At 73.3% G+C, this 26,431-nt stretch carries 28 protein-coding genes, 1 tRNA gene, 1 other RNA gene and 1 pseudogene; 20 read left to right on the top strand and 11 right to left on the bottom strand.

The window, feature by feature from the left end; translation table 11 throughout:
- The first annotated feature begins 60 nt into the window (after positions 1-60).
- On the top strand, positions 61-519 hold the full coding sequence (locus ABZ883_RS34920; RefSeq protein ID WP_360913491.1) for a lamin tail domain-containing protein: 459 nt from the start codon (positions 61-63) through the stop codon (positions 517-519).
- 73 nt (positions 520-592) lie between these two features.
- Here the strand turns inward: ABZ883_RS34920 and rnpB are convergent.
- Together rnpB and ABZ883_RS34910 are read right to left on the bottom strand one after the other, a co-directional pair.
- An RNA gene (gene rnpB, locus ABZ883_RS34915) (RNase P RNA component class A) lies at positions 593-995 on the bottom strand.
- A gap of 28 nt (positions 996-1,023) precedes the next feature.
- Complete coding sequence (locus ABZ883_RS34910; RefSeq protein WP_360913489.1) at positions 1,024-2,466, bottom strand: RNB domain-containing ribonuclease; 1,443 nt, start codon at positions 2,464-2,466, stop codon at positions 1,024-1,026.
- A gap of 65 nt (positions 2,467-2,531) precedes the next feature.
- Here ABZ883_RS34910 and yaaA point away from each other — a divergent pair, with 65 nt between their 5' ends.
- On the top strand, positions 2,532-3,317 hold the full coding sequence (gene yaaA, locus ABZ883_RS34905) for a peroxide stress protein YaaA (protein WP_360913487.1): 786 nt from the start codon (positions 2,532-2,534) through the stop codon (positions 3,315-3,317).
- Positions 3,318-3,384: 67 nt separating this feature from the next.
- A complete protein-coding gene (eda, locus tag ABZ883_RS34900) occupies positions 3,385-3,999 on the top strand; it encodes a bifunctional 4-hydroxy-2-oxoglutarate aldolase/2-dehydro-3-deoxy-phosphogluconate aldolase (protein ID WP_360913485.1) in 615 nt (204 codons plus the stop codon).
- A gap of 14 nt (positions 4,000-4,013) precedes the next feature.
- On the opposite strand, the gene ABZ883_RS34895 is transcribed toward eda, so the two are convergent.
- Complete coding sequence (locus ABZ883_RS34895; protein WP_360913483.1) at positions 4,014-4,166, bottom strand: hypothetical protein; 153 nt, start codon at positions 4,164-4,166, stop codon at positions 4,014-4,016.
- Between the two features lie 110 nt (positions 4,167-4,276).
- Positions 4,277-5,449, bottom strand: a complete 1,173-nt coding sequence (locus ABZ883_RS34890; RefSeq protein ID WP_360913481.1) for a hypothetical protein — start codon at positions 5,447-5,449, stop codon at positions 4,277-4,279.
- A 180-nt stretch (positions 5,450-5,629) separates the two neighbouring features.
- Here ABZ883_RS34890 and ABZ883_RS34885 point away from each other — a divergent pair, with 180 nt between their 5' ends.
- The 10 genes from ABZ883_RS34885 (at position 5,630) to ABZ883_RS34840 (ending at position 15,288) form a co-directional block, all read left to right on the top strand.
- Positions 5,630-6,532, top strand: coding sequence for a Nif3-like dinuclear metal center hexameric protein (locus tag ABZ883_RS34885; protein ID WP_360913479.1), 903 nt, complete (start codon positions 5,630-5,632; stop codon positions 6,530-6,532).
- On the top strand, positions 6,529-7,272 hold the full coding sequence (locus ABZ883_RS34880) for a C4-type zinc ribbon domain-containing protein (RefSeq protein ID WP_360913608.1): 744 nt from the start codon (positions 6,529-6,531) through the stop codon (positions 7,270-7,272). Before ABZ883_RS34885 ends, ABZ883_RS34880 begins: the two co-directional genes overlap by 4 nt.
- A complete protein-coding gene (locus tag ABZ883_RS34875) occupies positions 7,272-8,462 on the top strand; it encodes a bifunctional RNase H/acid phosphatase (RefSeq protein WP_360913477.1) in 1,191 nt (396 codons plus the stop codon). The genes ABZ883_RS34880 and ABZ883_RS34875 overlap by 1 nt, the downstream gene beginning before the upstream one ends.
- 158 nt (positions 8,463-8,620) lie before the next feature.
- Positions 8,621-9,562, top strand: coding sequence for an ABC transporter ATP-binding protein (locus tag ABZ883_RS34870; RefSeq protein WP_360913475.1), 942 nt, complete (start codon positions 8,621-8,623; stop codon positions 9,560-9,562).
- Between the two features lie 2 nt (positions 9,563-9,564).
- Positions 9,565-10,293: an ABC transporter permease gene (locus ABZ883_RS34865; protein WP_360913606.1), complete on the top strand. Its 729-nt coding sequence runs from the start codon at positions 9,565-9,567 to the stop codon at positions 10,291-10,293.
- Positions 10,294-10,334: 41 nt separating this feature from the next.
- The gene (locus ABZ883_RS34860; RefSeq protein WP_360913473.1) at positions 10,335-11,549 is read left to right on the top strand and encodes a sensor histidine kinase; all 1,215 of its coding nucleotides are present in this window, start codon (positions 10,335-10,337) and stop codon (positions 11,547-11,549) included.
- A complete protein-coding gene (locus tag ABZ883_RS34855; protein WP_360913471.1) occupies positions 11,546-12,169 on the top strand; it encodes a response regulator transcription factor in 624 nt (207 codons plus the stop codon). Before ABZ883_RS34860 ends, ABZ883_RS34855 begins: the two co-directional genes overlap by 4 nt.
- Before the next feature lie 569 nt (positions 12,170-12,738).
- Complete coding sequence (locus ABZ883_RS34850) at positions 12,739-13,413, top strand: class I SAM-dependent methyltransferase (RefSeq protein ID WP_360913469.1); 675 nt, start codon at positions 12,739-12,741, stop codon at positions 13,411-13,413.
- A 22-nt stretch (positions 13,414-13,435) separates the two neighbouring features.
- The gene (locus ABZ883_RS34845) at positions 13,436-14,320 is read left to right on the top strand and encodes an N-acetylmuramoyl-L-alanine amidase (protein WP_360913604.1); all 885 of its coding nucleotides are present in this window, start codon (positions 13,436-13,438) and stop codon (positions 14,318-14,320) included.
- Positions 14,321-14,448: 128 nt separating this feature from the next.
- Positions 14,449-15,288 carry a hypothetical protein gene (locus tag ABZ883_RS34840; RefSeq protein WP_360913467.1) on the top strand — a complete coding sequence of 280 codons (840 nt, stop codon included), beginning with the start codon at positions 14,449-14,451 and terminating at the stop codon, positions 15,286-15,288.
- A 72-nt stretch (positions 15,289-15,360) separates the two neighbouring features.
- Here ABZ883_RS34840 and ABZ883_RS34835 read toward each other — a convergent pair whose 3' ends face one another.
- Positions 15,361-15,897, bottom strand: a complete 537-nt coding sequence (locus ABZ883_RS34835) for a hypothetical protein (RefSeq protein WP_360913465.1) — start codon at positions 15,895-15,897, stop codon at positions 15,361-15,363.
- Between the two features lie 145 nt (positions 15,898-16,042).
- Here ABZ883_RS34835 and ABZ883_RS34830 point away from each other — a divergent pair, with 145 nt between their 5' ends.
- Positions 16,043-16,330 carry a hypothetical protein gene (locus ABZ883_RS34830; RefSeq protein ID WP_360913463.1) on the top strand — a complete coding sequence of 96 codons (288 nt, stop codon included), beginning with the start codon at positions 16,043-16,045 and terminating at the stop codon, positions 16,328-16,330.
- 12 nt (positions 16,331-16,342) lie between these two features.
- Here ABZ883_RS34830 and ABZ883_RS34825 read toward each other — a convergent pair whose 3' ends face one another.
- The 3 genes from ABZ883_RS34825 to ABZ883_RS34815 are packed head-to-tail and all read right to left on the bottom strand — an operon-like array spanning position 16,343 to position 19,555.
- On the bottom strand, positions 16,343-17,446 hold the full coding sequence (locus tag ABZ883_RS34825) for a prenyltransferase (protein WP_360913461.1): 1,104 nt from the start codon (positions 17,444-17,446) through the stop codon (positions 16,343-16,345).
- Complete coding sequence (locus tag ABZ883_RS34820; RefSeq protein ID WP_360913459.1) at positions 17,443-18,180, bottom strand: class I SAM-dependent methyltransferase; 738 nt, start codon at positions 18,178-18,180, stop codon at positions 17,443-17,445. The genes ABZ883_RS34825 and ABZ883_RS34820 overlap by 4 nt, the downstream gene beginning before the upstream one ends.
- A 43-nt stretch (positions 18,181-18,223) precedes the next feature.
- Complete coding sequence (locus tag ABZ883_RS34815; protein ID WP_360913457.1) at positions 18,224-19,555, bottom strand: glycosyltransferase family 4 protein; 1,332 nt, start codon at positions 19,553-19,555, stop codon at positions 18,224-18,226.
- Between the two features lie 303 nt (positions 19,556-19,858).
- On the opposite strand from ABZ883_RS34815, the gene ABZ883_RS34810 reads away from it, so the two are divergent.
- Both ABZ883_RS34810 and ABZ883_RS34805 read left to right on the top strand, forming a co-directional pair.
- On the top strand, positions 19,859-20,479 hold the full coding sequence (locus ABZ883_RS34810) for a TetR family transcriptional regulator (protein ID WP_360913455.1): 621 nt from the start codon (positions 19,859-19,861) through the stop codon (positions 20,477-20,479).
- Between the two features lie 290 nt (positions 20,480-20,769).
- Complete coding sequence (locus ABZ883_RS34805) at positions 20,770-21,885, top strand: prenyltransferase/squalene oxidase repeat-containing protein (RefSeq protein ID WP_360913453.1); 1,116 nt, start codon at positions 20,770-20,772, stop codon at positions 21,883-21,885.
- A gap of 21 nt (positions 21,886-21,906) precedes the next feature.
- Here ABZ883_RS34805 and ABZ883_RS34800 read toward each other — a convergent pair whose 3' ends face one another.
- On the bottom strand, positions 21,907-23,079 hold the full coding sequence (locus ABZ883_RS34800) for a steroid 3-ketoacyl-CoA thiolase (protein ID WP_360913451.1): 1,173 nt from the start codon (positions 23,077-23,079) through the stop codon (positions 21,907-21,909).
- Positions 23,080-23,288: 209 nt separating this feature from the next.
- Between ABZ883_RS34800 and ABZ883_RS34795 the strand changes: the two genes are divergently transcribed.
- Together ABZ883_RS34795 and ABZ883_RS34790 are read left to right on the top strand one after the other, a co-directional pair.
- Positions 23,289-24,548, top strand: coding sequence for a cytochrome P450 (locus ABZ883_RS34795; RefSeq protein ID WP_360913449.1), 1,260 nt, complete (start codon positions 23,289-23,291; stop codon positions 24,546-24,548).
- Between the two features lie 65 nt (positions 24,549-24,613).
- Positions 24,614-24,688: transfer RNA gene (locus ABZ883_RS34790), tRNA-Val, on the top strand.
- Positions 24,689-24,780: 92 nt separating this feature from the next.
- On the opposite strand, the gene ABZ883_RS34785 is transcribed toward ABZ883_RS34790, so the two are convergent.
- Positions 24,781-25,296, bottom strand: a complete 516-nt coding sequence (locus ABZ883_RS34785; protein ID WP_360913602.1) for a tyrosine-type recombinase/integrase — start codon at positions 25,294-25,296, stop codon at positions 24,781-24,783.
- Between ABZ883_RS34785 and ABZ883_RS34780 the strand changes: the two are divergent.
- A pseudogene (locus tag ABZ883_RS34780) lies at positions 25,284-25,376 on the top strand (NUDIX hydrolase); the annotation flags it as partial. The gene ABZ883_RS34785 and the pseudogene ABZ883_RS34780 sit on opposite strands and share 13 nt — an antisense overlap.
- Positions 25,373-25,606 (top strand): e9imm peptide, encoded by a 234-nt coding sequence (locus ABZ883_RS34775; RefSeq protein WP_360913447.1) that lies wholly within the window; start codon positions 25,373-25,375, stop codon positions 25,604-25,606. The pseudogene ABZ883_RS34780 and the gene ABZ883_RS34775, both read left to right, overlap by 4 nt.
- An 81-nt stretch (positions 25,607-25,687) precedes the next feature.
- On the opposite strand, the gene ABZ883_RS34770 is transcribed toward ABZ883_RS34775, so the two are convergent.
- Positions 25,688-26,212 carry a hypothetical protein gene (locus tag ABZ883_RS34770; protein WP_360913445.1) on the bottom strand — a complete coding sequence of 175 codons (525 nt, stop codon included), beginning with the start codon at positions 26,210-26,212 and terminating at the stop codon, positions 25,688-25,690.
- Between the last annotated feature and the right edge of the window lie 219 nt (positions 26,213-26,431).

Here is a 26,431-nt window from a genome sequence, read left to right as displayed (position 1 = left end):
GTACGTCCTGTGTACGCTAACGCTTCTTGTTCGCAATGCCCTTGGGGGGGAACCCGCACCATGCGCACCCGTACCACGCTCACCTGCCTGCTCACGGCGATATCCGCGACCGCCACCGCGCTCGCCCTCGGCGCCCCCGCCGCGGAGGCGGCCGGCTCCGTCCACCTCGCCAAGATCTACTACGACAGCCCCGGCACCGACCGCGGCTCCGCCGCGAGCCTCAACGCCGAGTGGGTCACGATCACCAACTCCACGTCCCGCGCGGTCAGTCTGAAGGGCTGGACGCTCACCGACGCCTCCCGCCACACGTACACCTTCGGCACCTACTCCCTCGGCGCCGGCAAGACCGTCAAGGTCCACACCGGCCCGGGCCGCAACACCGCGGGCGACCGCTACCAGAACCGCGGCGCGTACGTCTGGAACAACGACAAGGACACCGCGACCCTGCGCAAGGCCGGCGGCGCGAAGGCCGACACCTGCAGCTACAACAGCACGCGCGCCGACTACAAGAACTGCTGATCTGCTCCCGCGCTGCCGGGACCTGTTCCCACCGTGCACAGCCGCGCCGTCGGGCCCGGCGTACGCGAAGCGGCAGACGAGCCGAGCCGTACGCCGGGTTCTGTGTCCCGGTCGGCCTCGCGGCCGGCCGGGCGACGGCCATCCATCTAGGACCGGCGTTGCCGCCGGCCTCGTGCGGTCTACCCGCGGACTCGGGCGGGCAGCCCTCGAACGTCCGCGCAGAGCGCCTGTGACAGCGCTCCTCTTGACCTTGCTCCAGGTGGGGTTTACCTAGCTGCCCAGGTCACCCTGGGCACTGGTGGTCTCTTACACCACCGTTTCACCCTTACCGGGGGCCTTGCGGCTCCCGGCGGTCTGTTTTCTGTGGCACTGTCCCGCGGGTCACCCCGGGTGGGCGTTACCCACCACCTTGCCCTGTGGAGCCCGGACGTTCCTCGGCAGGACCGGGGTCCTGACGCGGCCGTCCACTCGGCTCGTCTGCCGTCCCGCCATGTTACCCGGCGATCATGCGGGGGCGAAAAGCAGCGTGCGGCGCTCCATGTCGGCCTCGGCGAGCCGCACGCGCAGCGGCTCGCCGAGCGCGAGCGGGGCACTGCCGCCCCTGACGCGGGCGACGACGGCGGGCTCGCAGAGGTGGACCGTGCCGGCGGTGGGGTCGTTCTCGCGGACGTCGATGACGTAGGCGTCGAAGACCTCGCCCACCCGGTCCTTCAGGAGGGCGGCCTCCACGACGGAGAGGGAGGCGCTCTCGATGCGGGAGGCGAGCTGGGAGCCGGTGCGCATCCGGTGGGGCAGGTCGCGGTAGGCGTCGGTGACCCACTCCGGCGGGGTGCGGCCGGCGGAGGCGGCGAGGCAGAACTCCCCGGCGTAGCGGTCGACCAGCCGGCGCAGCGGCGCCGTGCAGTGGGTGTAGGCGTCGGCGACGGCGGCGTGCAGCAGCGGCGAGGCCGGGTGGCCGGGCCAGAACGGGGTGTAGTCGGCGCCGCGGAAGAGGCTGGTGGCCTCGTGCAGGAAGGCGGCGTGCCCGGTGCGGGCGGGGTCCAGGGAGCGGATCAGCTCCGCGTACGAGGTCATGTGCGGCCAGTCGATGTGCAGGGCCCGGGCGATCCTCCGCAGCCGGGCGACCTCGCCGTGCGGGGCGAGCGGGAGGGTGCGCAGGATGCCGGTGCCCGCGGCGATCATCAGATCGGCCGCGACCATGCCGGCCAGCAGCGAGATCTGGGCGTTCCAGGACTCGGCGGGCAACGGCGCGCGGTACTCCAGCGCGTAGCCGTCGCCCTGCTCGACGACCTCCTGCTCGGGCACGTCCAGCGAGATGCCGCCGCGGGCCCGCTCCTGTTCCTGGCGCAGCCGGCCGATGGTCCGCAGCAGGGCCGGCGATTCCTCGGCGGTGCCGTCGTCGAGGTCGCGCTGGACGCCCGCGTAGTCGAGCCGGGCGCGGCTGCGTACCCGGGCGCGGCGGACGTCGACGCCGGTGACGCCGCCGTCCGCGTCCAGGTCGATGCGCCACAGCACGGCGAGCCGGTCCCGGCCGGGCAGCAGGCTGGCGGCGTCCTCGCTCAGCACGGTGGGGTGCAGCGGGACGCGGGTGTCGGGGAAGTAGAGCGTGGTGACCCGGCGTTGGGCCTCCGTGTCGACCGCGCCCCCGGGGGCGACGAAGGCGGCGACGTCGGCGATCGCGTAGTGCACGCGGTAGCCGCCGTCGCGGCGGGCCAGGTGCATCGCCTGGTCCAGGTCGCGCGAGCCGGGCGGGTCGATGGTGAACAGCGGCAGGTCGGTGGCGTCCTCGTGGCCGTCGACGCCCGGTGCGCGGGCCGCCTGTTCGGCCTCGGCGAGCACGGCGGGCGGGAAGGCGGCGGGTACGTGGAGTTCGGTGCGCAGGGCGCTGAACGCGGTGCGCAGCGGCTCGCCGTCGGCGGCCTTCACACGCAGGGGGCGACGAGGCATGGGGCGAGCGTAGTTCCGGCGGCCGTAGGCTGCACGAACGCAAGCGAACGTGAAGGAGAACCACCGTGCTCGTCCTGCTGCCGCCGTCCGAGGGCAAGGCCGCTCCCGCCACCGGGAAGGCCGTGGACCTGGACAGTCTGTCGCTGCCGGGCCTCGCCGCCGCGCGGCGCACGGTGCTGGACGAGCTGGTGGGGCTGTGCGCGGGCGGCGACGCCGACGCCGTCGCGAAGGCCGCCGACGTGCTGGGGCTCAGCCCCGGCCTGCACGGCGAGGTGGCCCGCAACGCCGGGCTGCACAGCGCTCCCGCCCGCCCGGCCGGGCAGATCTACACCGGGGTGCTGTACGACGCGCTGGGCCTGGCGACGCTCAGCCCGGCGGCCAAGCGGCGGGCGGCGCGCTCGCTGCTGATCTTCTCCGGGCTGTGGGGCGCGGTCGGCGTCAAGGACGCGATCCCGGCCTACCGCTGCTCGATGGGCGTCAAGCTGCCGGCGACGGGTGCGCTCGGCGCGTTCTGGCGGGACGCGATGGCGGACGTCCTGCCGGAGGCGGCGGAGGCCGCGGGGGGCGGCCTGGTGCTGGACCTGCGGTCGGCGGCGTACGCGGCGGCGTGGAAGCCGAAGGGCGCGCCGGCCGGGAGGACGGCGACGGTGCGGGTCGTGCAGGCGGAGACGAGGAAGGTCGTCAGCCACTTCAACAAGGCGACCAAGGGGCGCATGGTGCGTGCCCTGCTGGAGTCGGGGGCCCGGCCGGGCGGTCCTGACGAACTGGCCGGTGTGCTGCGGGAGCTGGGCTTCCGGGTGGAGGTGCAGGGTCCGGGGCGGATCGATGTGCTGGTGACCGACGTCCACTGAGGCGGCGGCGTTGCACGTCGCGCAACGACCGTTGCGCACGCCGTGCCGCCCCGGCAGCATCCGGGGCATGCTGCTCGACCGAGCCCCCGTGATCCCCGTCGTCGTGCTGGAGGACGCCGCCGACGCGGTGCCGCTGGCCAGGGCACTGGTGGACGGCGGCCTGCCGGTCGTGGAGATCACGCTGCGCACTCCGGGCGCGCTGGACGGCATCCGGGCCGTCGCCCACGAGGTGCCGGAGGCCTTCGTCGGGGCCGGGACCGTGGTGCGGGAGGCGCAGGCCGCCGCGGCGGTGGAGGCCGGGGCGCGGTTCCTGGTCAGTCCGGGCTGGACCGAGCGGCTGCTCGGCGCGGCGCGGGCGACGGGGGTGCCCTATCTGCCGGGGGTGTCGACCGCGTCCGAGGTGGTGGCGCTGGCCGAACACGGCGTGACGGAGCTGAAGTTCTTCCCGGCCGAGGCGGCGGGCGGCGCGGCGTACCTCAGGGCGCTGGCCTCACCGCTGCCGGATGTGCGCTTCTGCCCGACCGGGGGCATCGACCAGGCCCGCGCGCCGGAGTACCTGGCGCTGCCGAACGTGGCCTGCGTCGGCGGGAGCTGGATGGTCCCGCGGGACGCGCTGCGGTCCCGGGACTGGCCCCGCGTCCGCGCGCTGGCGCGGACGGCGGCCGGTCTGCGGGGAGCCTGAACGTTCCGTCCGGCTCAGTCGTCGTCGCCGGACCCCTCCGGTCGGCGGTGCCGGCCGTGCGGGGCCGCGGGTGCTTCCTCGGAGGAGGCGGGGCCGCGGTGGCGACCGTGGAGATCCGCCGCGCTCTCGTGGGTCGCGGCGGGGTTCTCGGTTCGGGAGTCGGACATACGAGGACTCTCTGTCGGTGGCGTACGGGTCGCAGGAACCGTGCCGCCGACGTGCCGCCGTGCCAGCGCGCGCCGAAAAGGCGGCGCAGCCCCCGGCGGGATCTTACCGGTCATGCCCCGGCCGCCAGCGGCGCCTGCTGCAGAGGCAGCACCGGGCTGCCCCGGGACTCCTCAGGCGCGGGCTCCGGGACCGCCTCGGGAACGGCGGCCAGAGCGGACGGGAACGGCGCGGGGGCGTCGTACTCGACGATCCCGCAGGGGCAGTGCACACACGCGTACGGCAGTCGCAGCACCCCCTGCGGCGACCACATGCCCGTCCCCGCGAGCCAGCCCTCCGGGCCGCCGAGCCAGGTGGCACGGCGCTCCCCGGGCCGCCAGACCGCCAGCGACGTGCCGTGCGGGCCGTCGGCGCGCAGCGCCACCGCACAGGACTCGGGCATCAGCACCTGACCCGGCTGTGCGGCGAACGGGGTGAGGACGGCGTCGGGGACCCGCAGGCACTCGGCGAACCGCATCGGCTGCCTGCTGCCGAGCACACCCCAGCCGATGCGGTCCTCACCGGTGGCGTCGCTGCGGACTATGAGCAGCCCGCTGTCGGGTTCGGCGAGCAGCAGCCGGTCGTTGCTGTCGTCGGTGATCTGCAGCAGCGGGCTGACCGCGCCGCCGCCCCGCAGGTCCACGGCGACGGTCTTGACGGGCCCGTCGGCCTCGCGGTCCAGGGCGAGCACACCGCCGGCCCGGTCGAGCCACGCGCCGCCCCCGCAGCGGCCGTGGATCTCCGCGAGCCGGCGCGGCGCGCCGTCGTGGCCGTCGTGGACCAGCCACACCGTGGTGCGGGCGGCCACCGGGTCGTACGCGAGGGCGAACGCGAGCCCGGACGCGGGCGGCGGCAGCAGCCGCACCTCGGTACCGGAACCGCCCGGGCCGCCCGGGATCGAGCCGAGCAGCAGTTCGCCGGTGCCGGGACCGGTCGGGTAGAGCAGCGCGATGTCGTGCCGGTCGGCGACGCGGCGGCGGATGAGGACGCGGCCGTCGGGCAGCGGCAGTACCTCGGAGCACTCCTCCTCGGGCTGGTTGCCGGGCAGCGGCACGGTGTACGGCTCGGGGCCGCCGAGCGTCCAGCGCTCGGGGTACCAGCCGTCCCCGCCGTCCGGCGTCCGGGTCAGGCACGCGGCGTACGAGCCGTCCGCGGCGATCGTGAACCCGGCCCGCGGCACGGCGCCGGTCTCGGTGCCGGTGTCGGTGTCGGTGTGCGGGGCGGTCTCGGTTGCGCAGGCTGTCATCGGTGGGTCACCTCCTGGCCACGACGCTAGTTTTCGTACGCGCAACCGCCCGACACGAGTCGGTGTGCTTCACACATAAGGGTGGCTCTCGTCCCGTTCCGTCGGACTTCGTGCGGTCGGTGTGCTCATGACCAGGCGGGAATTCCAGCCGCCCGGTACCGGCGCGGTAACCTCGACCCCGTGCCGAAACTGTCCGACGTCATCGCCGCCCTCGAAGTCCTCTGGCCGCCGGAGTGGGCCGAGCAGTGGGACGCCGTCGGCCTGGTCTGCGGGGACCCGGACGCCGAGGTCCGGCAGGTGCTCTTCGCGGTCGACCCGGTGCAGGAGGTCGCTGACGAGGCGATCCGCCTGGGCGCCGACCTGCTGGTCACGCACCACCCGCTCTGGCTGCGCGGCACCACCACCGTGGCCGCGACCGGCTTCAAGGGCCGGGTGGCGCACTCCCTGATCAAGAACGACGTCGCGCTGCACGTCGCCCACACCAACGCCGACCGCGCCGACCCCGGGGTCTCCGACGCCCTCGCGGCCGCCGTCGGACTGCGCGTCACCGGCCCGCTGGTGCCGGACCCGACCGACCCGGCCGGACGCCGCGGCGCGGGCCGGCTCGGCGAACTGCCGGAGCCGATGACGCTGGCGGAGTTCGCCGACCGGGCGGCCCAGGGCCTGCCCGCGACGGCGACCGGGCTGCGCGTGGCCGGCGACCCCCAGCGGCAGGTGCGCACCGTCGCGGTGTGCGGCGGCAGCGGCGACAGCTTCCTCCACGACGTGCGCAGGGCCGGGGCCGATGTCTACCTGACCGCCGACCTGCGCCACCACCCGGTGTCGGAGGCGCAGCAGGCGGGGCCGCCGGCGCTCGTCGACGCCGCGCACTGGGCCACCGAGTGGCCCTGGTGCGCGCAGGCGGCGCGCCAACTCGACGAGGTCGCGGAACGCCATGGCTGGGACGTGCGCACCCAGGTGTCGCACACCGTCACCGACCCGTGGACGGCCCACGCCCACGCCCGCGCCGCCGCGCAGGCCCCGCGCACCCCGCATGTTTCGAACGTCCCCTTCGCACCCACGACCTCAGGAGCCCCCCGCTGAACGCCGCGCCCGCAGACCAGATCCGACTCCTCGAGGTCCAGGCACTCGACGCGCGCATCGCGCAGTTGGACCACAAGCGCCGGACCCTTCCCGAACACGCCGAGATCGAGCGCCTGTCCTCCGATGTGACGCAGCTGCGCGACCTGCTGGTCGCCGCCCAGACCGAGGAGAGCGACACCGCCCGGGAGCAGACCAAGGCCGAGCAGGACGTGGACCAGGTGCGCAAGCGCGCCGTCCGCGACCAGGAGCGGCTGGACTCCGGCGCCGTCTCCTCGCCGAGGGACCTGGAGAACCTCCAGCACGAGATCACCTCGCTGGCCAAGCGGCAGAGCGACCTGGAGGACGTCGTCCTGGAGGTCATGGAGCGCCGCGAGTCCCTGCAGGAGCGGGTGCAGGAGCTGTCCGGGCGCCTGGACTCGGTGCAGGGCAAGGCCACCGAGGCCGAGGTCCGGCGCGGCGAGGCCCTGCGCGGCATCGACGCCGAGGGCATGACGGTCACCAAGGAGCGGGAGATCATGGCCGGTTCGGTCCCGGCCGACCTGCTGAAGCTCTACGACAAGCTGCGGGCGCAGTCCGGCGGCGTCGGCGCGGCCCGGCTCTACCAGAAGCGCTGCGAGGGCTGCCGGCTGGAGCTGAACATCACCGAGCTGAACGAGGTGCGCGCGGCGGCGGCCGACGCGGTCGTGCGGTGCGAGAACTGCCGCCGCATCCTGGTCCGTACGCCCGAGTCGGGCCTGTAATGGCCCGGACGTTCACCGTCGAGGCCGACGGCGGGTCCCGGGGCAACCCGGGACCCGCCGGGTACGGCGCGGTGGTGTGCGACTCCGTCACCGGCGAAGTGCTCGCCGAGGCGGCCGAGTTCATCGGCACGCACACCAACAACGTCGCCGAGTACCGGGGGCTGATCGCGGGGCTGCGGGCCGCGCGGGCGCTGGACCCCGAGGCCCAGGTGCGGGTGCGGATGGACTCCAAGCTCGTCGTGGAGCAGATGTCGGGCCGCTGGAAGATCAAGCACCCGGACATGCGCCCACTGGCCGCCGAGGCCCGCGGGATCCTGCCGCCGGCGCAGGTGACCTACGAGTGGATCCCGCGCGAGAAGAACAAGCACGCCGACCGGCTGGCCAACGAGGCGATGGACGCGGGCAAGCGGGGCCGGCAGTGGGAGCCGAGCCGGTCCACGGCCGCCCTGGCCACGGCCGCGGCGCCCGCCGCCGAGGCCGCACCCGCCCCCGCCCCCGCGGCGGTGGACGAGGACCCCGAGCCGCTCGGGGAGTCCGGGACCGCGGTGGGCTGGGGCGACGCCGACATGGGCACCCCGACCACCTTCGTGCTGCTGCGGCACGGCGAGACCCCGCTCACCCCGGAGAAGCGGTTCTCCGGCAGCGGCGGCACCGATCCGGAGCTGTCGGAGAAGGGGCTGTGGCAGGCGCGCCGGGCGGCGGACCTGCTGGCCGAGCGCGGCAGCGTCCAGGCTGTCGTGTCCTCCCCGCTGAAGCGCACCCGCCAGACCGCGGAGATCGTCGCGCAGCGGCTCGGCCTCGACGTGCGCATCGAGGAGGGGGTGCGCGAGACGGACTTCGGCGCCTGGGAGGGGCTGACCTTCGGCGAGGTCAAGGAGCGCTTCCCGGAGGAGCTGACCGCCTGGCTGGCCTCGCCCAAGGTCGCGCCGCCCGGCGGCGAGAGCTTCGCCGCCACCGCGCGCCGGGTCGCCCTGGCCCGCGACAAGATGATCGCGCGCTATGCGGGCCGCACCGTCCTGGTGGTCACGCACGTCACGCCGGTCAAGACGCTCCTGCGGCTCGCGCTGGGCGCCCCGCCGGAGTCGCTGTTCCGCATGGAGCTGTCGGCGGCGGCGTTCTCCGCGGTGGCGTACTTCGCGGACGGCAACGCGTCGGTGCGGCTGTTCAACGACACCTCCCACCTGCGCTGACCGGCCGGCGCCGGGGCCTCCGCGAGGGTCTCGCGGAGGCCGCCCCGACGAGAAGCTGACGTTCCGTCAATCGCGCCGCCACCCATGACATTTGTCCCGGGGAACCGGGTACTTTCCCCACTGCCCCGGCCCGCCGTTCCCCCCGTACCGTCGTGGGCATGACGACGACTGTGAGCTTCACCCGGGCGGTCAAGACCTTCGGCGCGGTGCGCGCCGTGGACTCGGTGGACCTGGAGATCCGGCGGGGCGAGTCCGTGGCCCTGCTCGGTCGCAACGGGGCGGGCAAGTCCACCTCGATCAGCCTGCTGCTGGGGCTCGACAGCCCGGACAGCGGCGAGGTCCGGCTCTTCGGCGGCACCCCGCAGGAGGCGGTGCGGGCCGGGCGGGTCGGCGCGATGCTGCAGGACGGCCGCCCCATCCCCCGGGTCACCGTGCGGGAACTGCTCACCTTCGTGGCGCGCACCTACCCCGCCCCGCTGCCCGTCGCCACGTCCCTGGAACTGGCCGGGCTCACCGACTTCGCCGACCGCCGGGCCGACCGGCTCTCCGGCGGCCAGGCCCAGCGCGTGCGGTTCGCGGTCGCCCTGGCCGGCAACCCCGAACTGGTCGTGCTGGACGAGCCGACCGCCGCCCTCGACGTCGAGGCCCGGCGCGCCTTCTGGGACTCCATGCGGGCCTACGCCGCGCACGGCAACACCATCCTGTTCTCCACGCACTACCTGGAGGAGGCCGACGAGAACGCGGACCGCATCGTGGTCATCGACCGCGGCCGCATCGTCGCCGACGACACCGGCGAGCGCATCAAGCGCGCGGTCGGCGGCAACCTGGTCGCCTTCGACCTCGCCGGCACCGCCACCGAGGGCCTGCGGCAACTGCCCGGCGTGGTCTCGGTGGAAATCCGCGGCGACCGCGCCCACCTGCGCAGCTCCGACTCCGACGCCACCGTGGTCGCCCTCGCCGAACGCGGCATGATCCGCGGCCTGGAGGTCACCGCGGCCAGTCTGGAGGACGCGTTCCTCACCCTCACCTCGAAGGACGCCGACGGCACGCCCGCCCACTCCCCCGCCACCCCGGCCGCCCTGAAGAAGGAGAACGTCTGATGCTGCTCGCCTACGTCACCCTGGAGATCCGCCGCACCCTGCGGGACACCGGCTTCGTGATCTTCGGAATCGGCATGCCCGTCATGATGTACCTGCTCTTCACCAACCTCGGCGTCTCCGGCTCCGACGAGGACAAGGCCGCCGCCCTGGCCGCGATGATCGGCATGGCCGCGTACGGGGCACTGGGCTCGGCCCTGGCCGCCGGCACCGGCGTCGCCGAGGACAAGGGCCACGGCTGGCTGCGCCAGTTGCGCATCACCCCGATGTCGCCCTCCCAGGTGGTCGTCGGGCGCTGCCTCAGCGGCTCGGTCACCGTGCTCCCCTCCATCATCGCCGTGCTGCTGGCCGGCGGCCTCGTCAACGGCGTCCACCTGCGGGTGTGGCAGTGGGCGGCGATCGCCGGACTGCTCTGGGCCGGCACCGCGCCGTTCACCCTGCTCGGGCTCGGCAACGGCTACCGGCTCACCGCGCAGACCACCGGCGTGGTCAACGTCGCCTGCAACCTGGGCCTGTCCGTCGTCGGCGGCCTGTGGTTCCCCACCTCGCTCTTCCCCGACTGGCTGCGGGCCGTCTCCCGCTGGACCCCGTCCCACCGCTTCGGGGAGCTCGGCTGGAGCATCACCGGCGGGACGGCGCCGCACCCCGGCACCGTCGTGGTGCTCGCGGGCTGGACCGCGGTGTTCGGCGCCTACGCCGTCTACGCGTACCGGCGCTCGGCACGCACCGTGTGATGCACCCCCTGACGGACACGCACGAGAGAGGCGGGACGACCATGACGGTGACGGAGGAATGCGGGGCGGCACGGGCGCCATGGACGTCCCGCGCCCGGCGCGTGTGGGAACGGCGGCGCCCTCGCGGCCCGCGCGACATCGCGGAGGAGATCGAGGACCTCAAGGCCCCCACCCCCCTGAGCTTCCTGCCCTGGCTGCTCATGGGCGTGGGCGCGCTGTCCCACCTGCTCCAGGGACAGGCGTCCAACCCCTGGCTCGGCGGACTCGGCCTGCTGGCCTTCAACTCCCTCTACGTCGCCGTGGCGTTCACCGCCTTCAAACCGCGGGCGGTGGCGATCGGAGCACCGCGCCTGCTGCTGCTCCCGCTGGGCGCCGCCACGTACGCGCTGGCCATCGGCTACGGCGGCAGCTGGCTGCTGTTCTTCCCGCTGTTCTCGCTGGCCGTCGGGATCGTCGTACGCGGCCGGTACATGGGCCTCACATTGGTCGGCCTCGCCCTGTCCGCGGGCCTGGTCTCCGGCTGGCGCAGCGACGACCTGTGGAACGGCGTCTCCATGGGCTACGGCTCACTGATCTCCGGCCTGGTGACGGCGGCGATGCTCCGGCTCTTCGACGCCGTCGCCCAACTGCGCGCCACCCGGCAGGAACTGGCCCGGCACGCCGTCGCCGAGGAACGGCTGCGCTTCTCCCGCGACCTGCACGACCTGCTGGGCCACACCCTCTCGGTGGTCGTCGTGAAGTCCGAGGCGGCACGCCGGCTCGCCCCGCGCGACATCGACGCCGCGCTCGCCCAGGTCGCCGACATCGAGGCGGTCGGCCGGCAGGCCCTCACCGAGATCCGCGAGGCCGTCACCGGCTACCGCGAGGGCAGCCTCTCCACCGAGCTGGACCGCGCCCGCTCGGCGCTCACCGCGGCCGGCGTCGAGGCGGTCGTCGTGGAGACCGGCCCGCCCCTGCCGCCGCAGACCGAGGCACTGCTGGGCTGGGTCGTACGGGAAGGGGTCACCAACGTCGTACGGCACAGCGGCGCGGCCTCCTGCCGCATCGAACTGGCCAGCGGCGGCGGCCAGGTGCGGCTGGAGATCACCGACGACGGGCACGGCGTAGGCTCGGAGCCGACCACCTCCGGTTCCGGCCTGAAGGGCCTCACCGAGCGGCTGGCCGCGGCAGGCGGCTCCCTTCGGGCGGGACCCGCCGCACGCGCCGGGTTCCGGGTGGTCGCGGAGCTTCCGGTGGAGGAGGAACAGGCCGCATGAGCAGCCCCGACGGTGTCGTCAAGGTCCTGCTGGCGGAGGACCAGGGCATGATGCGCGGCGCCCTCGCGCTGCTGCTCGACCTGGAGGACGACATCCAGGTCGTCGCGCAGGTCGCCGCGGGCGACGAGATCGTGGCCGCCGCGCTGGAGGCCCGTCCGGACGTGGCGCTGCTCGACATCGAGCTGCCCGGCCGCAGCGGGCTCGACGCGGCGGCGGACCTGCGCGAGCGGCTGCCCTCCTGCAAGGTCCTCATCCTCACCACCTTCGGCCGCCCCGGCTACCTGCGCCGCGCGATGGACGCCGGCGCCGCGGGCTTCCTGGTCAAGGACGGCCCCGTCGAGGAGCTGGCCGCCGCCATCCGACGCGTCCTGGCCGGGCACCAGGTCATCGACGCCGCCCTCGCGGTCGCGGCCCTCAGCACGGGGCCGAGCCCGCTGACCGCGCGCGAGCGGGACGTGCTCAACGCGGCGGTCGACGGGGCGACGGTCGCGGACATCGCGACGCGGGTGCGGTTGTCGGAGTCGACGGTGCGGAACTATTTGTCGTCGGCGATCGGGAAGACGGGAACGCGGAACCGCACGGAGGCGGTGCGGACCGCCCGCCACAATGGTTGGCTCTAAGTTTTCCCCCGCCCTCCCTCCCGTGTGCCCGGCAAGGTCTGGGCGCCCCGACGCCAGTTGTTGGGGGGCCGGGTGCGGGCCCTCCGGGGCTGCCATTCTGGACAGCACATTTAGGTGCCTCAGGTACCCGTATTGATCACTCCGGGTTGTGCACCCAAATATGCTCCACAGTCCAGAACGCCACCCCTCCAGCCCCGCCCCCTAGGTTTCGTCATGCGCCTGATCCCCGGTGGGGGGTGTAGAGCGGCACCGTGCTCGGGCACCCGTAGGCGCCGCGCCAACAAAGTGCGCAGCCGTCACCGCCAACAGACACCCCACCGGCCGTAAGTCGCCCCAACGACCCCGGGAGGGGGTGCGCCGGGGTCCGCCCGCAGGCGACGAGCGGCGACCGCGGTACACGAATTGCAGGGGTAACCCGCGAGCCCCGAGGACGGACTCCGGAGCGGCGCCGACCCCACAACGCACGCAGCGGGGCCCGCACTTACCGCGCCGGGCTGGGGGCACCCCCGGCCGAAGGTTGGGGGAGGGTGGGAGGGTGGGGGAAGAACCCGGTGGAACGGTAGGGCACGATGGGGCGCATGCCCACCCCCCGACCCCGCCCGGACGCCCTCGCCGCGTTCACCGCCGCAAAGGGATTCATGCCCCCCCACGAGGGCCTCGCCCTCTACTCCGCTGCCGCGGACGCGGCCACCCGCCTGCCCGGGCTGCCCCTGCTGGAGGTCGGCACGTACTGCGGCCGGTCCACGATCCTGCTGGCCGCCGCGGCGCGGGAGGCGGGGACGGTCGCCGTCACCGTCGACCACCACCGCGGCAGCGAGGAGCAGCAGCCCGGCTGGGAGTACCACGACCCGACGCTGGTGGACCCCGAGGTGGGCCGGATGGACACACTGCCGGCGTTCCGGCGGACGCTGCACGCCGCCGGTCTGGAGGAGCACGTGATCGCGGTCGTGGGCCGCTCCCCGCAGGTCGCCGCAGTGTGGGGGAAGCCGCTGGGCCTGGTCTTCGTGGACGGCGGCCATACCGACGAGCACGCCACGAACGACTACGAGGGCTGGGTGCCGCATCTCGCCGAGGGCGGCCTGCTGGTGATCCACGACGTGTTCGAGGACCCGGCCGACGGCGGCCAGGCGCCGTGGCGGATCTACCGCCGGGCCCTGGAGTCGGGGGCGTTCACGGAGGTCTCCGTGACCGGTTCGCTGCATGTCCTGCGGCGTACGGGCCCCGGAATCCTGCCCGGCCGATAGCATCGCTGACGTGTTCAAAACGATGGGCAGCACCGCCGCGGTCGTGACCGCGGCCCTGGTGCCGACATGTGCGGCGGGGTGGCTGGTGTGGGGCGCGTCGAGCGGCTCCGCTGACCAGGGGCGCTACCGCGACGTCCCGCAGAGTGTGGCGGCCCTGCCGTCGGCCTATCCGCACGCGCCCGGGACGTCGGACGCCAAGCCTCTGACCACCAAGCCGCTGGCGTCCAAGCCGCTGGCGGGCCGGGTCGTCGTGCTCGACCCCGGTCACAACCCCACGAACAACCGGCACACCTCCGAGATCGCCCGCAAGGTCGACATCGGCACCGCCCGCAAGGAGTGCGACACCACCGGTACGGCGACCAATGCCGGGTACCCCGAGGCGTCGTACACGCTGGACGTGTCGCGCCGGGTGCGCACGATCCTGGCGGCGCGGGGAGCGACGGTGAAGTTCACCCAGGACGGCAACCGGCCGTACGGACCGTGCATCGACGAGCGGGCCCGGATCGGCAACAACGCGAAGGCGAACGCGGTGGTGTCGGTGCACGCCGACGGTTCGGCGGCCGGCAACCGCGGCTTCCACGTCATCCTGCCGGCTTCCGTGCACAAGGGCGTCGCGGACACCCGGGCGATCGTGAAGCCCTCGCGGCTGCTGGGCACCGCCCTCAAGAACCACTTCGCGTCGGCGACCGGCACCAAACCGTCCAACTACATCGGCGGCGGCACGGGCCTGGACGTCCGCGGCGACCTGGGCGGGCTCAACCTGAGCAGGGTGCCGAAGGTCTTCATCGAGTGCGGCAACATGCGCGACCCCAAGGACGCGGCCCTGCTCTCCAGCGCGGCCTGGCGTCAGAAGGCCGCGCAGGGCATCGCGGACGGCATCACGGCGTACTTGGAGGGCCGTGGGTGAGCGGCAGGTGAGCGTTGGGTCCCGATCCTGTCACCGGGCCGTACCGGGCGCATCTGCCGGCAACACCCCCCATACGATGGGGAACCACGTGGCTAGAGCGACGACGAGACGACTGAGAAGGACCCCTAGTGAATAACCGCTCCCTCACCCGAGGAGACGGCGCGGCGATCGGCGCGGCGCTTGTGCTGCTGATCGCCTCGTTCCTGAACTTCTACACGCTCAAGGGATGCAGCTCCGACGAGTGCGGGGCCGGCGCGTGGAAGAGCGAGCTGTTCCCGCTGCTGCCGTCGGTGCATCTGCTCGGCCTGATCGCCGCGGGGCTGTTCGTCGCCGCGCGCTTCCAGCCCGAGGGCCGCAAGGTGCTGGGCATCGGCCTGGAGCAGTGGGGCGCGGTGCTCGCGGTCGCCGCGGCCTGGGACGCCCTGTGGTCGCTGTTCAACGGCCAGGAGGCATGGGAGCTGGGCGCCGGCGCCTACCTGTCCTTCATCGCCGCCGCCGCGCTGGCCGCGGTGATCCTGCTCTCGCTGCGGGGCCTGCCGGCTCTCAAGGCGGGTCTGCTGCCGGCGCCGCGCCCGCAGCAGCCGCAGGCGTTCGGGCAGCAGCCGGGCCAGCCCTACCCGGGCGCCCAGCAGACGGGCCAGACCGGTTACGGCTACCCGGGGCAGCAGGCCGCCCAGGACCCGTCCTTCGGCGGCGGTGCGCCGCAGTACGGCTACCCGCAGCAGGGACAGCCGCAGCAGCCGCAACCGCAGGAGCAGCAGCCCGCGGCGGAGTTCGCGGCGTTCTGGTTCGCGGTGCCGGTGGCGCGCCCGCTGTACGCCGAGGACGGCTCGGGCGCCCCGATCGCCGAACTCACCCCGGGCACCTGGTACCTGGCGGTGGACCAGCACGGCCAGGCCCTCGTGGCCCAGACCCAGGACGGCCGCCGCGGCGTCCTCCAGGACACCGGCGGGATCCAGCGCGGCTGACCCGTACCGGCCCGTTCCACGCCTTCGCCCCACCGGCCGCGCCGGTGGGGCGAAGTGCTGTCGCGGGCGGGATCAGCCGGCCGCGAGCTGGCTCAGTGACGGGACCTGGTCGGTGACCTTGGCCCCGCCCTGCTCGCCCGCGGACTTCACGTTGGTGATGGCGTCCTGGAAGGTGCTGACGACGTCGTCCGTGCCCTCGCCCTTGCGGAGCTTGGACGGCAGGTTCTTCAGCGCGTCGATGCCGGACGTGAGCGGCGCGACCATCTTGGACAGGGTGGGGTCGGCCTTGGCGTTGTTGGAGGCGGCCTTGAGCCGGTTGTAGGCGAACGCACCGGCCAGTCCCGCCTTGACCAGTGCGGTCTTGCGGCCGTCGGCGCCCTTCTTGAACTTGCCCGCCCGGTAGGGCTTGACGATCCACTGGTAGGTGGCGCCGGCGGCGAGGCCGGCGTTGGCGACGAAGCGGGTCTTGGCCAGCTTCTGCTTCTGCACCGTGGAGGTCGGGCTCGCGGTGCCGGCGGAGCCGGTGGTGTCGGAGTCGCCGCCACAGGCGGGAACGAGGAGGAGCAGACCCGCCATCAGAAAGGCGGTCAGGACGCGGCGCAGGGGCATGAAGGACTCTCCGGTGGGGGATGCGGTGCGTGATCGCATCCTCACCCGGGGTGCGTGGACCGGCCAGCGCAGGGGGCCATACGGGGAGTCACGCCCTGGCCGGGGAACGACGTTTCAGTCACCCGATCGGGGCAAGACGGCAGCTATGTCCAGACGATATCGCGGCAATCTCGCCGCCACGGTCATCATGGTCGTGGCGGATGTGGCGGCATTCATCCTGATCCTGTGGATCGTGCTGTGGATGCTCGACGCCAACCGGGGGAACGATCTCGTGGAGTGGATCCACGACATGGCGACCTGGCTCGGCGGTTGGGCCCACAACATCTTCTCCCCCGACTCGGCGTGGGCGCGCACCCTGCTGAACTACGGTCTGCCGGCGGCGGTCTACCTCGTCGTCGGGCACGCCGTGGCGGGACGCGTCAACCGGGCCTGAGGCCCGGCCGGCTCAGCCCCCGGAGCAGCAGCCCGCGGCCTCCGGAACAAGCCCGAGCGGAAGCCGTTCGCCCCCGAAGACCGCCGTCGTCGCCTCGTCCCCTCCCAGGGCGGCGACGGCCAGCAGCACGGCGCCCGCGGTCCAGGTGGTCCGCTCCTCCGGCCAGAAGGCCGGGGCGTCGCCCGTTTCAGCGTCCCCTTCGAAGACGTACCCGGTCCAGTACATGCCGTCCTCGGTCCGCAGGTGCTGGATCGCGGCGAGGATCTCCACGGCGCGGTCGGACTCGCCCATCGCCCAGAGGGCGAGGGCGAGTTCGGCGCTCTCGCCGCCGGTCACCCACGGGTTGGGGACGACGCAGCGCACACCGAGGCCGGGCACGACGAAGTCGTCCCAGCGGGACTCCAGGCGGTCCTTGGCGGCCGCGCCGCGCAGCACTCCGCCGAGGATCGGGTAGTACCAGTCCATCGAGTAGTGGTCCTTGTCCAGGAACCGCTCGGGGTGGTTCAGCACGGCGTGCCCGAGCGCGCCGGCGGCCAGTTCCCAGTCGGGCTGCGGGTCCTCGCGGTGCTCGGCGACGGCCAGTGCGCAGCGCAGTGCCTGGTACATGGACGAGCAGCCGGTCAGCAGCGCCTCGCGGGGGTAGGTGCCGTCCTCCTCCCGCTTCCATGCGATCGGGCCGCCCGGCAGCCGGAGCTCCAGCACGTACTCGACCGCCGCGTACAGCACCGGCCACATCCGCTCCAGGAACGCGTCGTCCCCGGTGGACAGGTAGTGGTGCCAGATGCCGACCGCGACGTAGGCGCAGAAGTTGCTCTCCCGGCCCCGGTCGGTGGGCTCGCCCTCGGCGCCGTCGGCGTAGCCGTACGCCGCGTACCAGGAGCCGTCCTGGTTCTGCCGGCGGGCGAGCCAGGTGTAAGCCGCGTCGGCGCGGTCGTGCTCGCCGGCGGCGTCCAGCGCCATGGCGGCCTCGACGTGGTCCCACGGGTCGAGGTGGCCGCCGTCGAACCACGGCAGCGCGCCGTCGGGCCGCTGCGCCGCGAGGATGCCGGCGACGGTGGCCGCCGCCTGCTCCGAGGTCAGCACGCCGGGCAGGACGAGGTGTTCGGTCCGCCTCACGCGTCGACGCCCGCCTTCGGGGCGTGCGGCTTGGTGGCGTACGCGACGAAGCTCTTGCCGATCAGCGGGTTGAGCGCGTTCTCGGCGAGGCGGGTGGCCAGCGGCTTCTTCATGATGTCCCACACCAGCAGCTTGTGGTAGAGCTTCACCGGCAGGGCCTTGTCGTTGTCCACGCCGACCGCGCACTTGATCCACCAGTACGGGGAGTGCAGCGCGTGTGCGTGGTGGGTGCCGTAGGGGCGCAGGCCCGCCTCGCGGATCTTGCCGAGCAGTTCGTCGGCCCGGTAGATGCGGATGTGGCCGCCCTCGACCTCGTGGTAGGCGTCGGACAGCGCCCAGCAGACCTTCTCGGGACCGTAGCGCGGCACCGTCACGGCGAGCAGGCCGCCGGGCTTGAGGACCCGCACCATCTCGGCGAGCACGCCCTTGTCGTCCGGGATGTGCTCCATGACCTCGGAGATGATGACCCGGTCGAAGCTGTCGTCGGGGAACGGCAGGTTGAGCGCGTCGCCCTCCATGGCGGTGGCGGTCGCGCCCGCCGGGGCCTCACCGGCCTCCTTCATGGCGGCGAACCACTTGGCGACCTCGCGGATCTCCTCGCCGTTGCGGTCCAGGGCGACCACGTCCGCGCCGCGCCGGTAGCACTCGAAGGCGTGGCGGCCCGCGCCACACCCGAGGTCCAGGACGCGGTCCCCCGCGGCGAGGGGGAACCGGGAAAAATCGACGGTCAGCACGGAGCGTCGCCTCTCTCTTGCGGCGGTCGTGTGCGGCGCGGCATCAGATCCGCGCCGCCTGCGTGGCGGGAGTGCGTGCGGCGCCGGGCTCCGGGCCGCCGGCGGCGTCGATCACCGCGCGGTAGTGCTCGGCGGTGCCGATGGCGGCCCGTTCCCAGGTGAAGCGGGCCAGGACGCGCTCCCGGCCGGCGCGGCCGAGGCGGCGGCGCAGTCCGGAGTCGGCCAGCAGCCGGCCGAGCGCGGCGGCCAGCGCGCCGGGATCGCCGGGCGGTACGGCCAGGCAGGTCTCGCCGTCGGGCCCTGCCACCTCGGGGATGGCGCCGCCGGTGGTGGCGACCAGCGGTGTGCCGGTCGCCATGGCCTCGGCGGCCGGCAGCGCGAAGCCCTCGTACAGCGACGGCACGCAGGCGACCTGGGCGCTGCGGACCAGGTCGACGAGTTCCGCGTCGCTGATGCCCTTGACGAACCGCACGGCGCCGGACAGTCCGAGGCGTGCGATGGCGGCGGCGACCGGGCCGTCGTCGGAGCGCTTGCCGACCACGACCAGGTGCGCGTCGGGCTGCTCGGCGCGGACCTCGGCGAGCGCCTCCACGAGGTGGATCAGGCCCTTGAGCGGCACGTCGGCGCTGGAGGTGGTGACGATCCTGCCGGGCACCTCGGGCACCGAGGGGTCGGGCGAGAACAGCCGGGTGTCGGCGCCGATGTGCACCACGTGCACCCGGTCCTCGCGCACCCCGAGCTGGTCGACGATCTCCCGGCGGGAGGTGCCGGAGACGGTGAGCACCGACGGCAGCCGGCGCGAGACCCGCCGCTGCATCCGCGTGAAGCCGTACCAGCGGCGCACCGAGGCGCGGCGCTTCCAGCCCTGCGCGGCGTCCAGTTCCAGTTGCCGGTCGACGGTGATCGGGTGGTGGATGGTCGTCACCAGCGGTGCGCCGAGCACGCCGGGGCCGCCGAGCAGGCCGTAGCCGAGTGTCTGGTTGTCGTGGACGACGTCGAAGGCACCGCGCCGGGCGGCCAGATGGCGGCGGGCCCGCAGGCTGAAGGTGAGCGGTTCGGGGAAGCCGCCGGTCCACATCGTGGCGACCTCGAGGGCGTCGACCCAGTCGCGGTACTCGCCGCGACCCGGCGTGCGGAAGGGGTCCGGCTGGCGGTAGAGGTCCAGGCTCGGAAGTTCGGTGAGGGTCACTGAGCCATCGGGGTCGTCCAGGGCGTCCAGGACGGGGTAGGGCTGGGCGCCGATCACCTCGACGCTGTGGCCCAGCCGGGCGAGTTCGCGGGACAGATGGCGGACGTAGACGCCCTGGCCCCCGCAGAACGGGTTCCCTTTGTAGGTGAGCAGCGCGATCCGGAGCGGCCTGGCCTCTGCGGTCACTCACGGCCCCCTTCTCGCTGCGCTTCGGCCGGAGCGTAGTCGCCCGCCCCTTGCTAGAACAAGTTCCAGATTCGGTTACTCGGGAGTTGCCCGAGAGCTTGAAGATACCTGCCCCGGCGCGGGCGCCCTTTGCCGGGACAGGTGATTCGCGCCACTGTGCGCGAGCCTGCCCCGGCACGGGGGCGGCGGGGGCTGCTGACGGGGCTTCCGGCCGGCGGGCGGGGGCCCGGGACAGCCCGCCACGGATGGGAAGGGCGCGGTAATCTGGGGTGAATCCCCGCGCCGCACACCGGATTGGGCCAGATGACCGCAGCTCCCCACCCGTCCGCGGTGCCGCTGACCGAGCGTCAGGAAGCCCGTCGCCGCCGCATCCTGCGCGCCAGTGCGGCGCTCGCCGGCCGGGGCGGCTTCGACGCCGTGCAGATGCGCGAGGTCGCCGAGCGGTCGGACGTCGCCCTGGGGACGCTGTACCGCTACTTCCCGTCGAAGATCCACCTGCTCGTCGCCACGATGCAGGACCAGCTGGAACGCCTCCACGAGGCACTGCGCAAGCGCCCGCCCGCGGCCGCGGGGCCGGCGGACCGGGTGGCGGAGACGCTGATGCGCGCGTTCCGCGCGATGCAGCGGGATCCGTATCTCGCGGACGCGATGGTGCGCGCCCTGACCTTCGCCGACCGCTCGGTCAGCCCCGAGGTGGACGCGGTGTCACGGCTGACGACGGAGATCATCCTCGACGCGATGCGGCTGGAGGGGCCGCCGAGCGCGGAGTTGCTGTCCGCCATCCGGGTCATCGAGCACACCTGGCACTCGGCGCTCGTCACCTGGCTCTCGGGCCGCGCCTCGATCGCCCAGGTCAGGACCGACCTGGAGACCGTGTGCCGGCTGATCGACCTGACCGCCCCCGCGGAGCCGGCGGCCGGCTGAACGCGGCGTGCGCGCGAAGGCACCGCCGACACATCGCCGGAAATCGGCGCACTCCGGAACTGATACCCGTTCCAGTCCTGACGGTCCGCCGGTGGGCGGGGCCCGGTCGTTTACGCGGCGGTATGAGCCGTTCCGGTAAGGGCATTGTGAGGGCCGTGTGAGCATCGCCGCACGGGGTGGCCACAACCGGGTACCGGCACCTGGTTAAAGTGTGGCCGAACAACCCTCCGGTGCCGTGTCCCGCGCTTCCCCCCACCGCGCTCGACCGCTCGACCGAAAGGCACCCGCCGATGCTTCTGCGCCGCACCGCGGCGGCGGCCCTGGCCGCCTTCAGCACCCTGGCGACCGCCGCCTCGCCGGCCCCCTCGACGCACCCCGCCGCGCTGTACGGCGCGGCGGACCCCACGTACGACGGCGTGTGGCGCCAGTCGTACGCGCTGCTCGCGCTCCACGCGGCGGACACCGAGCCGGCCGAGGGCGCCGTGGACTGGCTGGCCGGACAGCAGTGCGCCGACGGCGGCTTCGCCTCGTACCGCGCGGACCCGACCGTGCCCTGCGACGCCGCGACGGAGGACACCAACGCCACCGGCATAGCCGTGCAGGCCCTCGCCGCCCACGGCGACGACTTCGCCGCCAAGCGGGGCGCCGACTGGCTCGCCAAGGTGCAGAACCCGGACGGCGGCTGGTCCTACAACCCCGGGGGCACCACCGACGCGGGCTCCACCGGCGTCGCGATCGGCGCCCTCAAGGCCGCCGGGACCGACGTGAAGTCCGTGACCACCGACGGCATGAACCCGTACGACGCGCTGCGCGCCCTGCAACTGCCCTGCGGGCACACGGACGGTGGCGCCTTCGTGCGCCTGCGCGACGGCGGCACCGGCGCACCGGCGGCGAACGCCAAGGCCACCGCGGACGCGGTGCGCGCTGCCGAGGGCGCCGGATTCGTCGTGGAGGCCCCCGCCCAGGACATGCCGCCGCGCACGGGCTGCGAGGGCAGTGCCGCCGACGCGGGCGCGGCCTGGCTGGTCCGGCAACTCGACCAGGGCGGCGGCTACTTCAGCTCCGGTCCGCAGATGCCGGACTACGGGACCACCGCCGACGCGGTCGTCGCCCTCGCGGCCGGCGGCCACCTCGACGCCGCCCGCGGCGTCTACAACTGGCTGGCGACCCACGCCGCGGGATGGTCGCAGGACAACCCCGCCGCCCTGGCCCAACTGGCCCTGGCCGCCTACGCGACCGACAACCCGACCCGGGACCCCGTCACCCGGCTCGGCGCACTGGTGCCCCCGCCGCAGCAGCAGGCCGAGTCCTCCGGTTCGGGCTCCGTCTGGTGGCTGGCCGGTACGGGGCTGGTCGTCGCGCTCTGCCTCGGTGTGCTGCTCGCGGGACGCAAGACCCGTATCTGACGCGCGGTTCCGCGGCCGCGCTCAGATCCGCTGGATGATCGTGGCGGTCGCCTGCGCGCCGCCCGCGCTCATGGCGATGAGGGCGAACTCCTGGTCCCTGCGCTCCAGTTCGTGCAGGGCGGTGACGATCAGGCGGGCGCCGGCCGCGCCCACCGGATGACCCAGCGCGATGGCCCCGCCGTTGACGTTGACCTTCTCCAGGTCCTGGCCGAAGACCCGCGCCCAGGACAGCACCACGGAGGCGAACGCCTCGTTGATCTCGACCAGGTCGATGTCGTCCAGGGTCATGCCCGCCCGGCCGAGCACGGCACGCGTCGCGTCGATCGGCCCGTCGAGGTGGAAGCGGGGATCAGCGCCGACCAGCGCCTGGGCCACGATGCGGGCCCGCGGGCGCAGCCGCAGCGCCCGCGCCGTCCGCTTGGACGCCCACATCACGGCCGCGGCGCCGTCGGAGTCCTGCGCGCAGGTCCCGGCGGTGTGCACGGCCGCCGGCACGACCGGCCGCAGCCCGGCCAGTTCCTCCATGCCGGTGTCGCGCGGGCCCTCGTCCCGGTCGACCGGCCGCGCGAGGCCCTGCCCGGCGAGCCGCTCCTCCTCGGTGGTGGGCACCTGCACCGCGAAGGTCTCCCGCTTGAAACGCTCCTCGGCCCAGGCGCCCGCCGCCCGCTCCTGCGAGATCAGCCCGAGCCCGTCCACGTACTCCCGGGTCAGCCCGCGGCGCCGGGCGATGCGCTCGGCGGCCTCGAACGGGTCCGGCAGGTCCACGTTCCAGTCGTCGGGGAGGGGCCCGCCCGGTCCGTGCCGGGAGTCGCTGCCCGGCGGCACCCGCGACGACATGGCCTCCACGCCGCAGCCGATGCCGATGTCGATCACCCCGGCCGCGATCATGTTGGCGACCAGGTGGTTGGCCTGCTGCGAGGAGCCGCACTGGCAGTCGACGGTCGTCGCGGCGGTCTCGTACGGCAGGCCGGCGGCCAGCCACGCGGTGCGCGCGGGGTTCGCCGACTGCTCGCCGGCCCGTGTGGCCGTACCGCCGACGATCTGCTCGACGGCATCGGGCTGGACACCGGTGCGGGCGAGCAGTTCCCGGTACGTCTGGCCGAGCAGGTGCGCGGGGTGCAGACCGGCGAGCGCGCCGCCGCTCCGGCCGATGGGGGTGCGTACGGCTTCGACGATCACGGGTTGAGCGGCCATGTACCTCGCCCTTTCACGGCGGCGGCTAGTACGCGTTCTATTTCATTCGCCAGGCAGTCTGCTTACCGCCGGTAGAGCGGCGCAAGAGGTGTGCACGAGGACGCGCGGACGGTCCTTGCCTCGCGGCGGGGCGGCAACTACCGTCTCACGGTGTAACTGACGTATCGTCAGTTCTCAGGTCTCCCCCACCTGCCGGGAGGCAGCCTCCGATGACCGCCGCCACCGGCCGCACCCGCCCCTCCTGCCCCGCCCTCCCCGACGGCTTCGACCCCACCGACCCCGGCCTCCACCAGGAGCGCGTCCCGCTCCCGGAGTTCGCCGCCCTCAGGGAGACCGCGCCCGTCGCCTGGATCCCGCAGCCGCACGGCCTCGCCGGCTTCGGCGACAACGGCTACTGGGCCGTCACCCGGCACGCCGACGTCCGGACGGTGTCCACCAGCCCCGAGACCTTCTCCTCCCGGGCCAACACCGCGATCATCCGCTTCCACGAGCGCATGCCGCGCGACCGCATCGACGCCCAGCGGCTGATCCTGCTCAACATGGACCCGCCCGAGCACACCCGGCTGCGCCGGATCGTGCAGCGCGGCTTCACCCCGCGCGCGGTCCGCGCCCTGGAGGACGCCCTGCGCGAGCGCGCCGGCCGCATCGTCGCCGAGGCCGCAGCGCGGGGCAGCGGCGACTTCGTCACCGACATCGCGAGCGAACTGCCCCTGCAGGCCATCGCCGAACTCATCGGCGTGCCCCAGGAGGACCGGACCAGGATCTTCGCGTGGTCCAACAGGATGACCGGCTACGACGACCCCGACAGCGCCGTCACGGAGGAGACCGCCGCCCAGGCATCCGTCGAGCTCATCGCGTACGCCATGGGGATGGCGGAGGAACGCAAGGCCCGCCCCGCGCGGGACATCGTCAGCACGCTCGTCGCCGCGGAGGACGAGGGCAGTCTGACCGGGGACGAGTTCGGCTTCTTCGTCCTGCTGCTGGCGGTCGCGGGCAGCGAGACCACGCGCAACGCCATCACCCACGGGATGCACGCCTTCCTCACCCACCCGGAGCAGTGGAGGCTCTTCCGGGCGGAGCGCCCCCGTACCGCCGCGGACGAGATCGTCCGCTGGGCGACCCCGGTCACGTCCTTCCAGCGCACCGCGACCCGGGACACGGAACTCGGCGGCGTCAGGATCGCCGCCGGCGACCGTGTGGGCCTGTTCTACGCCTCCGCCAACCACGACCCGGAGGTCTTCACCGACCCCGGGACGTTCGACATCACCCGCGACCCCAACCCCCACCTCGGCTTCGGCGGCGGAGGCCCCCACTTCTGCCTGGGCGCCGGCCTCGCCCGCCTCGAGATCGACCTGATCTTCGCCGCCCTCGCCGACACCGCCCCCGCCATCCGCCTCGCCGGCACCCCCCGCCGCCTCCGCTCCCCCTGGCTGAACGGCGTGAAGGAACTCCGCGTGACGTACGCCTGACCGCCCGCGCGTGCGATTGCTGGGCAGGGGGTATGGCAGGGTAGGGTGTGCTTTCGCATGTCAGCGGGCGTGTAGCTCAGCGGTAGAGCGCTGCCCTTACAAGGCAGATGTCGGCGGTTCGAAACCGTCCACGCCCACCAGCCCCAGCGCATGACAAAGGCCCAGGTCGTCCGGTGTGAGTCCGGATGCCTGGGCCTTGATCTTTTGCCGCCCGTGAGGGCCGCCGTGCCACTTACGTGCCAGATGGATCGGCGTCGGTCCCCTTCACCCGCCCGATCTGGTCGTCCACGTGCCCGGCGATCTCGTGGTCACGGCCGTTGACGAGGTGCTGACAGATCAGCGCGGCCCGCACCGACGAGTGCCCCATGCGGTGCATCAGCTCTCGTGTGGAGGCCCCGCCCGTCGCGGCGAGGGTGTTGCCGGTGTGCCGCAGATCGTGGAAGTGGACGTCCCCGAGGCCGGCCTCGGCGATGGCCCGCAGCCAGATCCGCCGGAAGTTGTTCCGCCGAAGCACTCCCCCACGGGGCCCGACGAAGACCCGACCCGTGCGGCCGGGCTCGGCGTACTCGGCGAGATGCGCCGCCAGCTCCGCGGTGAGCGAGGCCGGGAACGCCACGGTGCGCACGCCGGCCGCGGACTTGGGAGCCTTGACCGTCAGTCCGTCCGACCGGGTCTCGGCGACCGACCGGCGGACCGAGATGGTGCGGCGTTCCAGGTCAACGTCCCACCGCTGGAGAGGTCTTCGCAGTCCGGCTCCTAGACGCCCTGGACAGCGCCGGCACGCATGTCCGCAGCCACGACGGCAAGCGCCTCACCGCGGTCCAGTGAACGTCGAGCGCAGCCGAAGGATGAGCCGCGACGAGGCAATGCCCCTCGTCCAACGCCTCCTACGCGGCGATACAGCCGACGAGGCACAAACCTCTGAGCTCCTGGCAGCCTTGGAGCACGGACTGAGGTGCCCACACATCTCGGACTACATCTTCTGGGACTTCGACGCCGCACTCACCGCCGAGAAGGTCGTCGACCGAGCCATGGCGTACAAGCCCATCCCTCTTTGAAGTCTGCCGGGTCTCGATCGAGGCGTTACGCCGCGGGATGCCCGACCATCGACCAAGACGATCTTCCGGATAGGGACCGGGCTACCACCCGAACTCAGGCGGTCCGACAACGTCGGCACCGACCTGCGCGGCCAGCCAAGCAGCCCGGTCGTCATCCCCAGGACGTGAATGGATGAAGACCGTGTGCTCGGCAGCCCAGTCAAAGCAGTGGATATCACTGCTGTGGCACGCGATCTCCAACTCCGCGTACTTGTACTCCACGTCCAGCCCAAGCACGGGCACGGCAGGCCATTTCATGTCAGACCAGAGGAGGTAGCACTGGGTGACGTCTACCCAGGTACGCAGCGCTTCGCTGGCCTCTGTAAATGTCCTGGCATACCCCAGGAAGCTGACTGGCAGACCGACGCCGCCCTTCCCGCGAGACTCAATCTCGGCTCCGGGCAGAGCTGCGGTAAGCCGCAGCAGATCATCATCACTACTCGCCGAGGCGTGCAGGAAGCTGCTGGGATTGTGCCAGGACGCAACCGACAGCAGCCTTTCAGCGAGACTCAGCGCCTCCCCGAGGTTCGTGGTCCGCAAGACAGGCCACGCACGTGTGTTCCCCATGGCGGCATCCTGCCAGAGCCATCCTCCCTGCGGCACGCGCGACGAAACCGAGACAGGACAACAGGCACCGATCCCAGCGCGGTAAGACTTTCTCTACTTCATCAAGGCGCTCCCGCCGCGCAGAGCGCGGCGGCGCGCGGCCCGGCGCCTCGGGCCGCCGCTCCTGTCTGCGCCCCGCTCCGGCCCGGCCGCCGGCCGCCCGCCAGACGGCGAAGGTTG

The organism is Streptomyces sp. NPDC046977 (genome assembly GCF_040644455.1).
GTDB lineage: Bacteria > Actinomycetota > Actinomycetes > Streptomycetales > Streptomycetaceae > Actinacidiphila.
Note: the sequence above shows the minus strand (reverse complement) of the source record. Positions and strands in the feature narration are given on the sequence as shown.

Excerpts from the sequence above, each read along its gene's own strand:
- ABZ883_RS34845 (WP_360913604.1), top strand. The coding sequence starts at position 13,436 with ATGGGCAGCACCGCCGCGGTCGTGACCGCGGCCCTGGTGCCGACATGT.
- ABZ883_RS34895 (WP_360913483.1), bottom strand. The coding sequence starts at position 4,166 with ATGTCCGACTCCCGAACCGAGAACCCCGCCGCGACCCACGAGAGCGCG.
- ABZ883_RS34830 (WP_360913463.1), top strand. The coding sequence starts at position 16,043 with ATGTCCAGACGATATCGCGGCAATCTCGCCGCCACGGTCATCATGGTC.
- ABZ883_RS34810 (WP_360913455.1), top strand. The coding sequence starts at position 19,859 with ATGACCGCAGCTCCCCACCCGTCCGCGGTGCCGCTGACCGAGCGTCAG.
- ABZ883_RS34835 (WP_360913465.1), bottom strand. The coding sequence starts at position 15,897 with ATGCCCCTGCGCCGCGTCCTGACCGCCTTTCTGATGGCGGGTCTGCTC.
- ABZ883_RS34910 (WP_360913489.1), bottom strand. The coding sequence starts at position 2,466 with ATGCCTCGTCGCCCCCTGCGTGTGAAGGCCGCCGACGGCGAGCCGCTG.
- ABZ883_RS34770 (WP_360913445.1), bottom strand. The coding sequence starts at position 26,212 with ATGGGGAACACACGTGCGTGGCCTGTCTTGCGGACCACGAACCTCGGG.
- ABZ883_RS34890 (WP_360913481.1), bottom strand. The coding sequence starts at position 5,449 with ATGACAGCCTGCGCAACCGAGACCGCCCCGCACACCGACACCGACACC.
- ABZ883_RS34805 (WP_360913453.1), top strand. The coding sequence starts at position 20,770 with ATGCTTCTGCGCCGCACCGCGGCGGCGGCCCTGGCCGCCTTCAGCACC.
- ABZ883_RS34920 (WP_360913491.1), top strand. The coding sequence starts at position 61 with ATGCGCACCCGTACCACGCTCACCTGCCTGCTCACGGCGATATCCGCG.
- ABZ883_RS34875 (WP_360913477.1), top strand. The coding sequence starts at position 7,272 with ATGGCCCGGACGTTCACCGTCGAGGCCGACGGCGGGTCCCGGGGCAAC.
- ABZ883_RS34870 (WP_360913475.1), top strand. The coding sequence starts at position 8,621 with ATGACGACGACTGTGAGCTTCACCCGGGCGGTCAAGACCTTCGGCGCG.
- eda (WP_360913485.1), top strand. The coding sequence starts at position 3,385 with ATGCTGCTCGACCGAGCCCCCGTGATCCCCGTCGTCGTGCTGGAGGAC.
- ABZ883_RS34795 (WP_360913449.1), top strand. The coding sequence starts at position 23,289 with ATGACCGCCGCCACCGGCCGCACCCGCCCCTCCTGCCCCGCCCTCCCC.
- ABZ883_RS34850 (WP_360913469.1), top strand. The coding sequence starts at position 12,739 with ATGGGGCGCATGCCCACCCCCCGACCCCGCCCGGACGCCCTCGCCGCG.
- ABZ883_RS34860 (WP_360913473.1), top strand. The coding sequence starts at position 10,335 with ATGACGGTGACGGAGGAATGCGGGGCGGCACGGGCGCCATGGACGTCC.
- ABZ883_RS34800 (WP_360913451.1), bottom strand. The coding sequence starts at position 23,079 with ATGGCCGCTCAACCCGTGATCGTCGAAGCCGTACGCACCCCCATCGGC.
- ABZ883_RS34855 (WP_360913471.1), top strand. The coding sequence starts at position 11,546 with ATGAGCAGCCCCGACGGTGTCGTCAAGGTCCTGCTGGCGGAGGACCAG.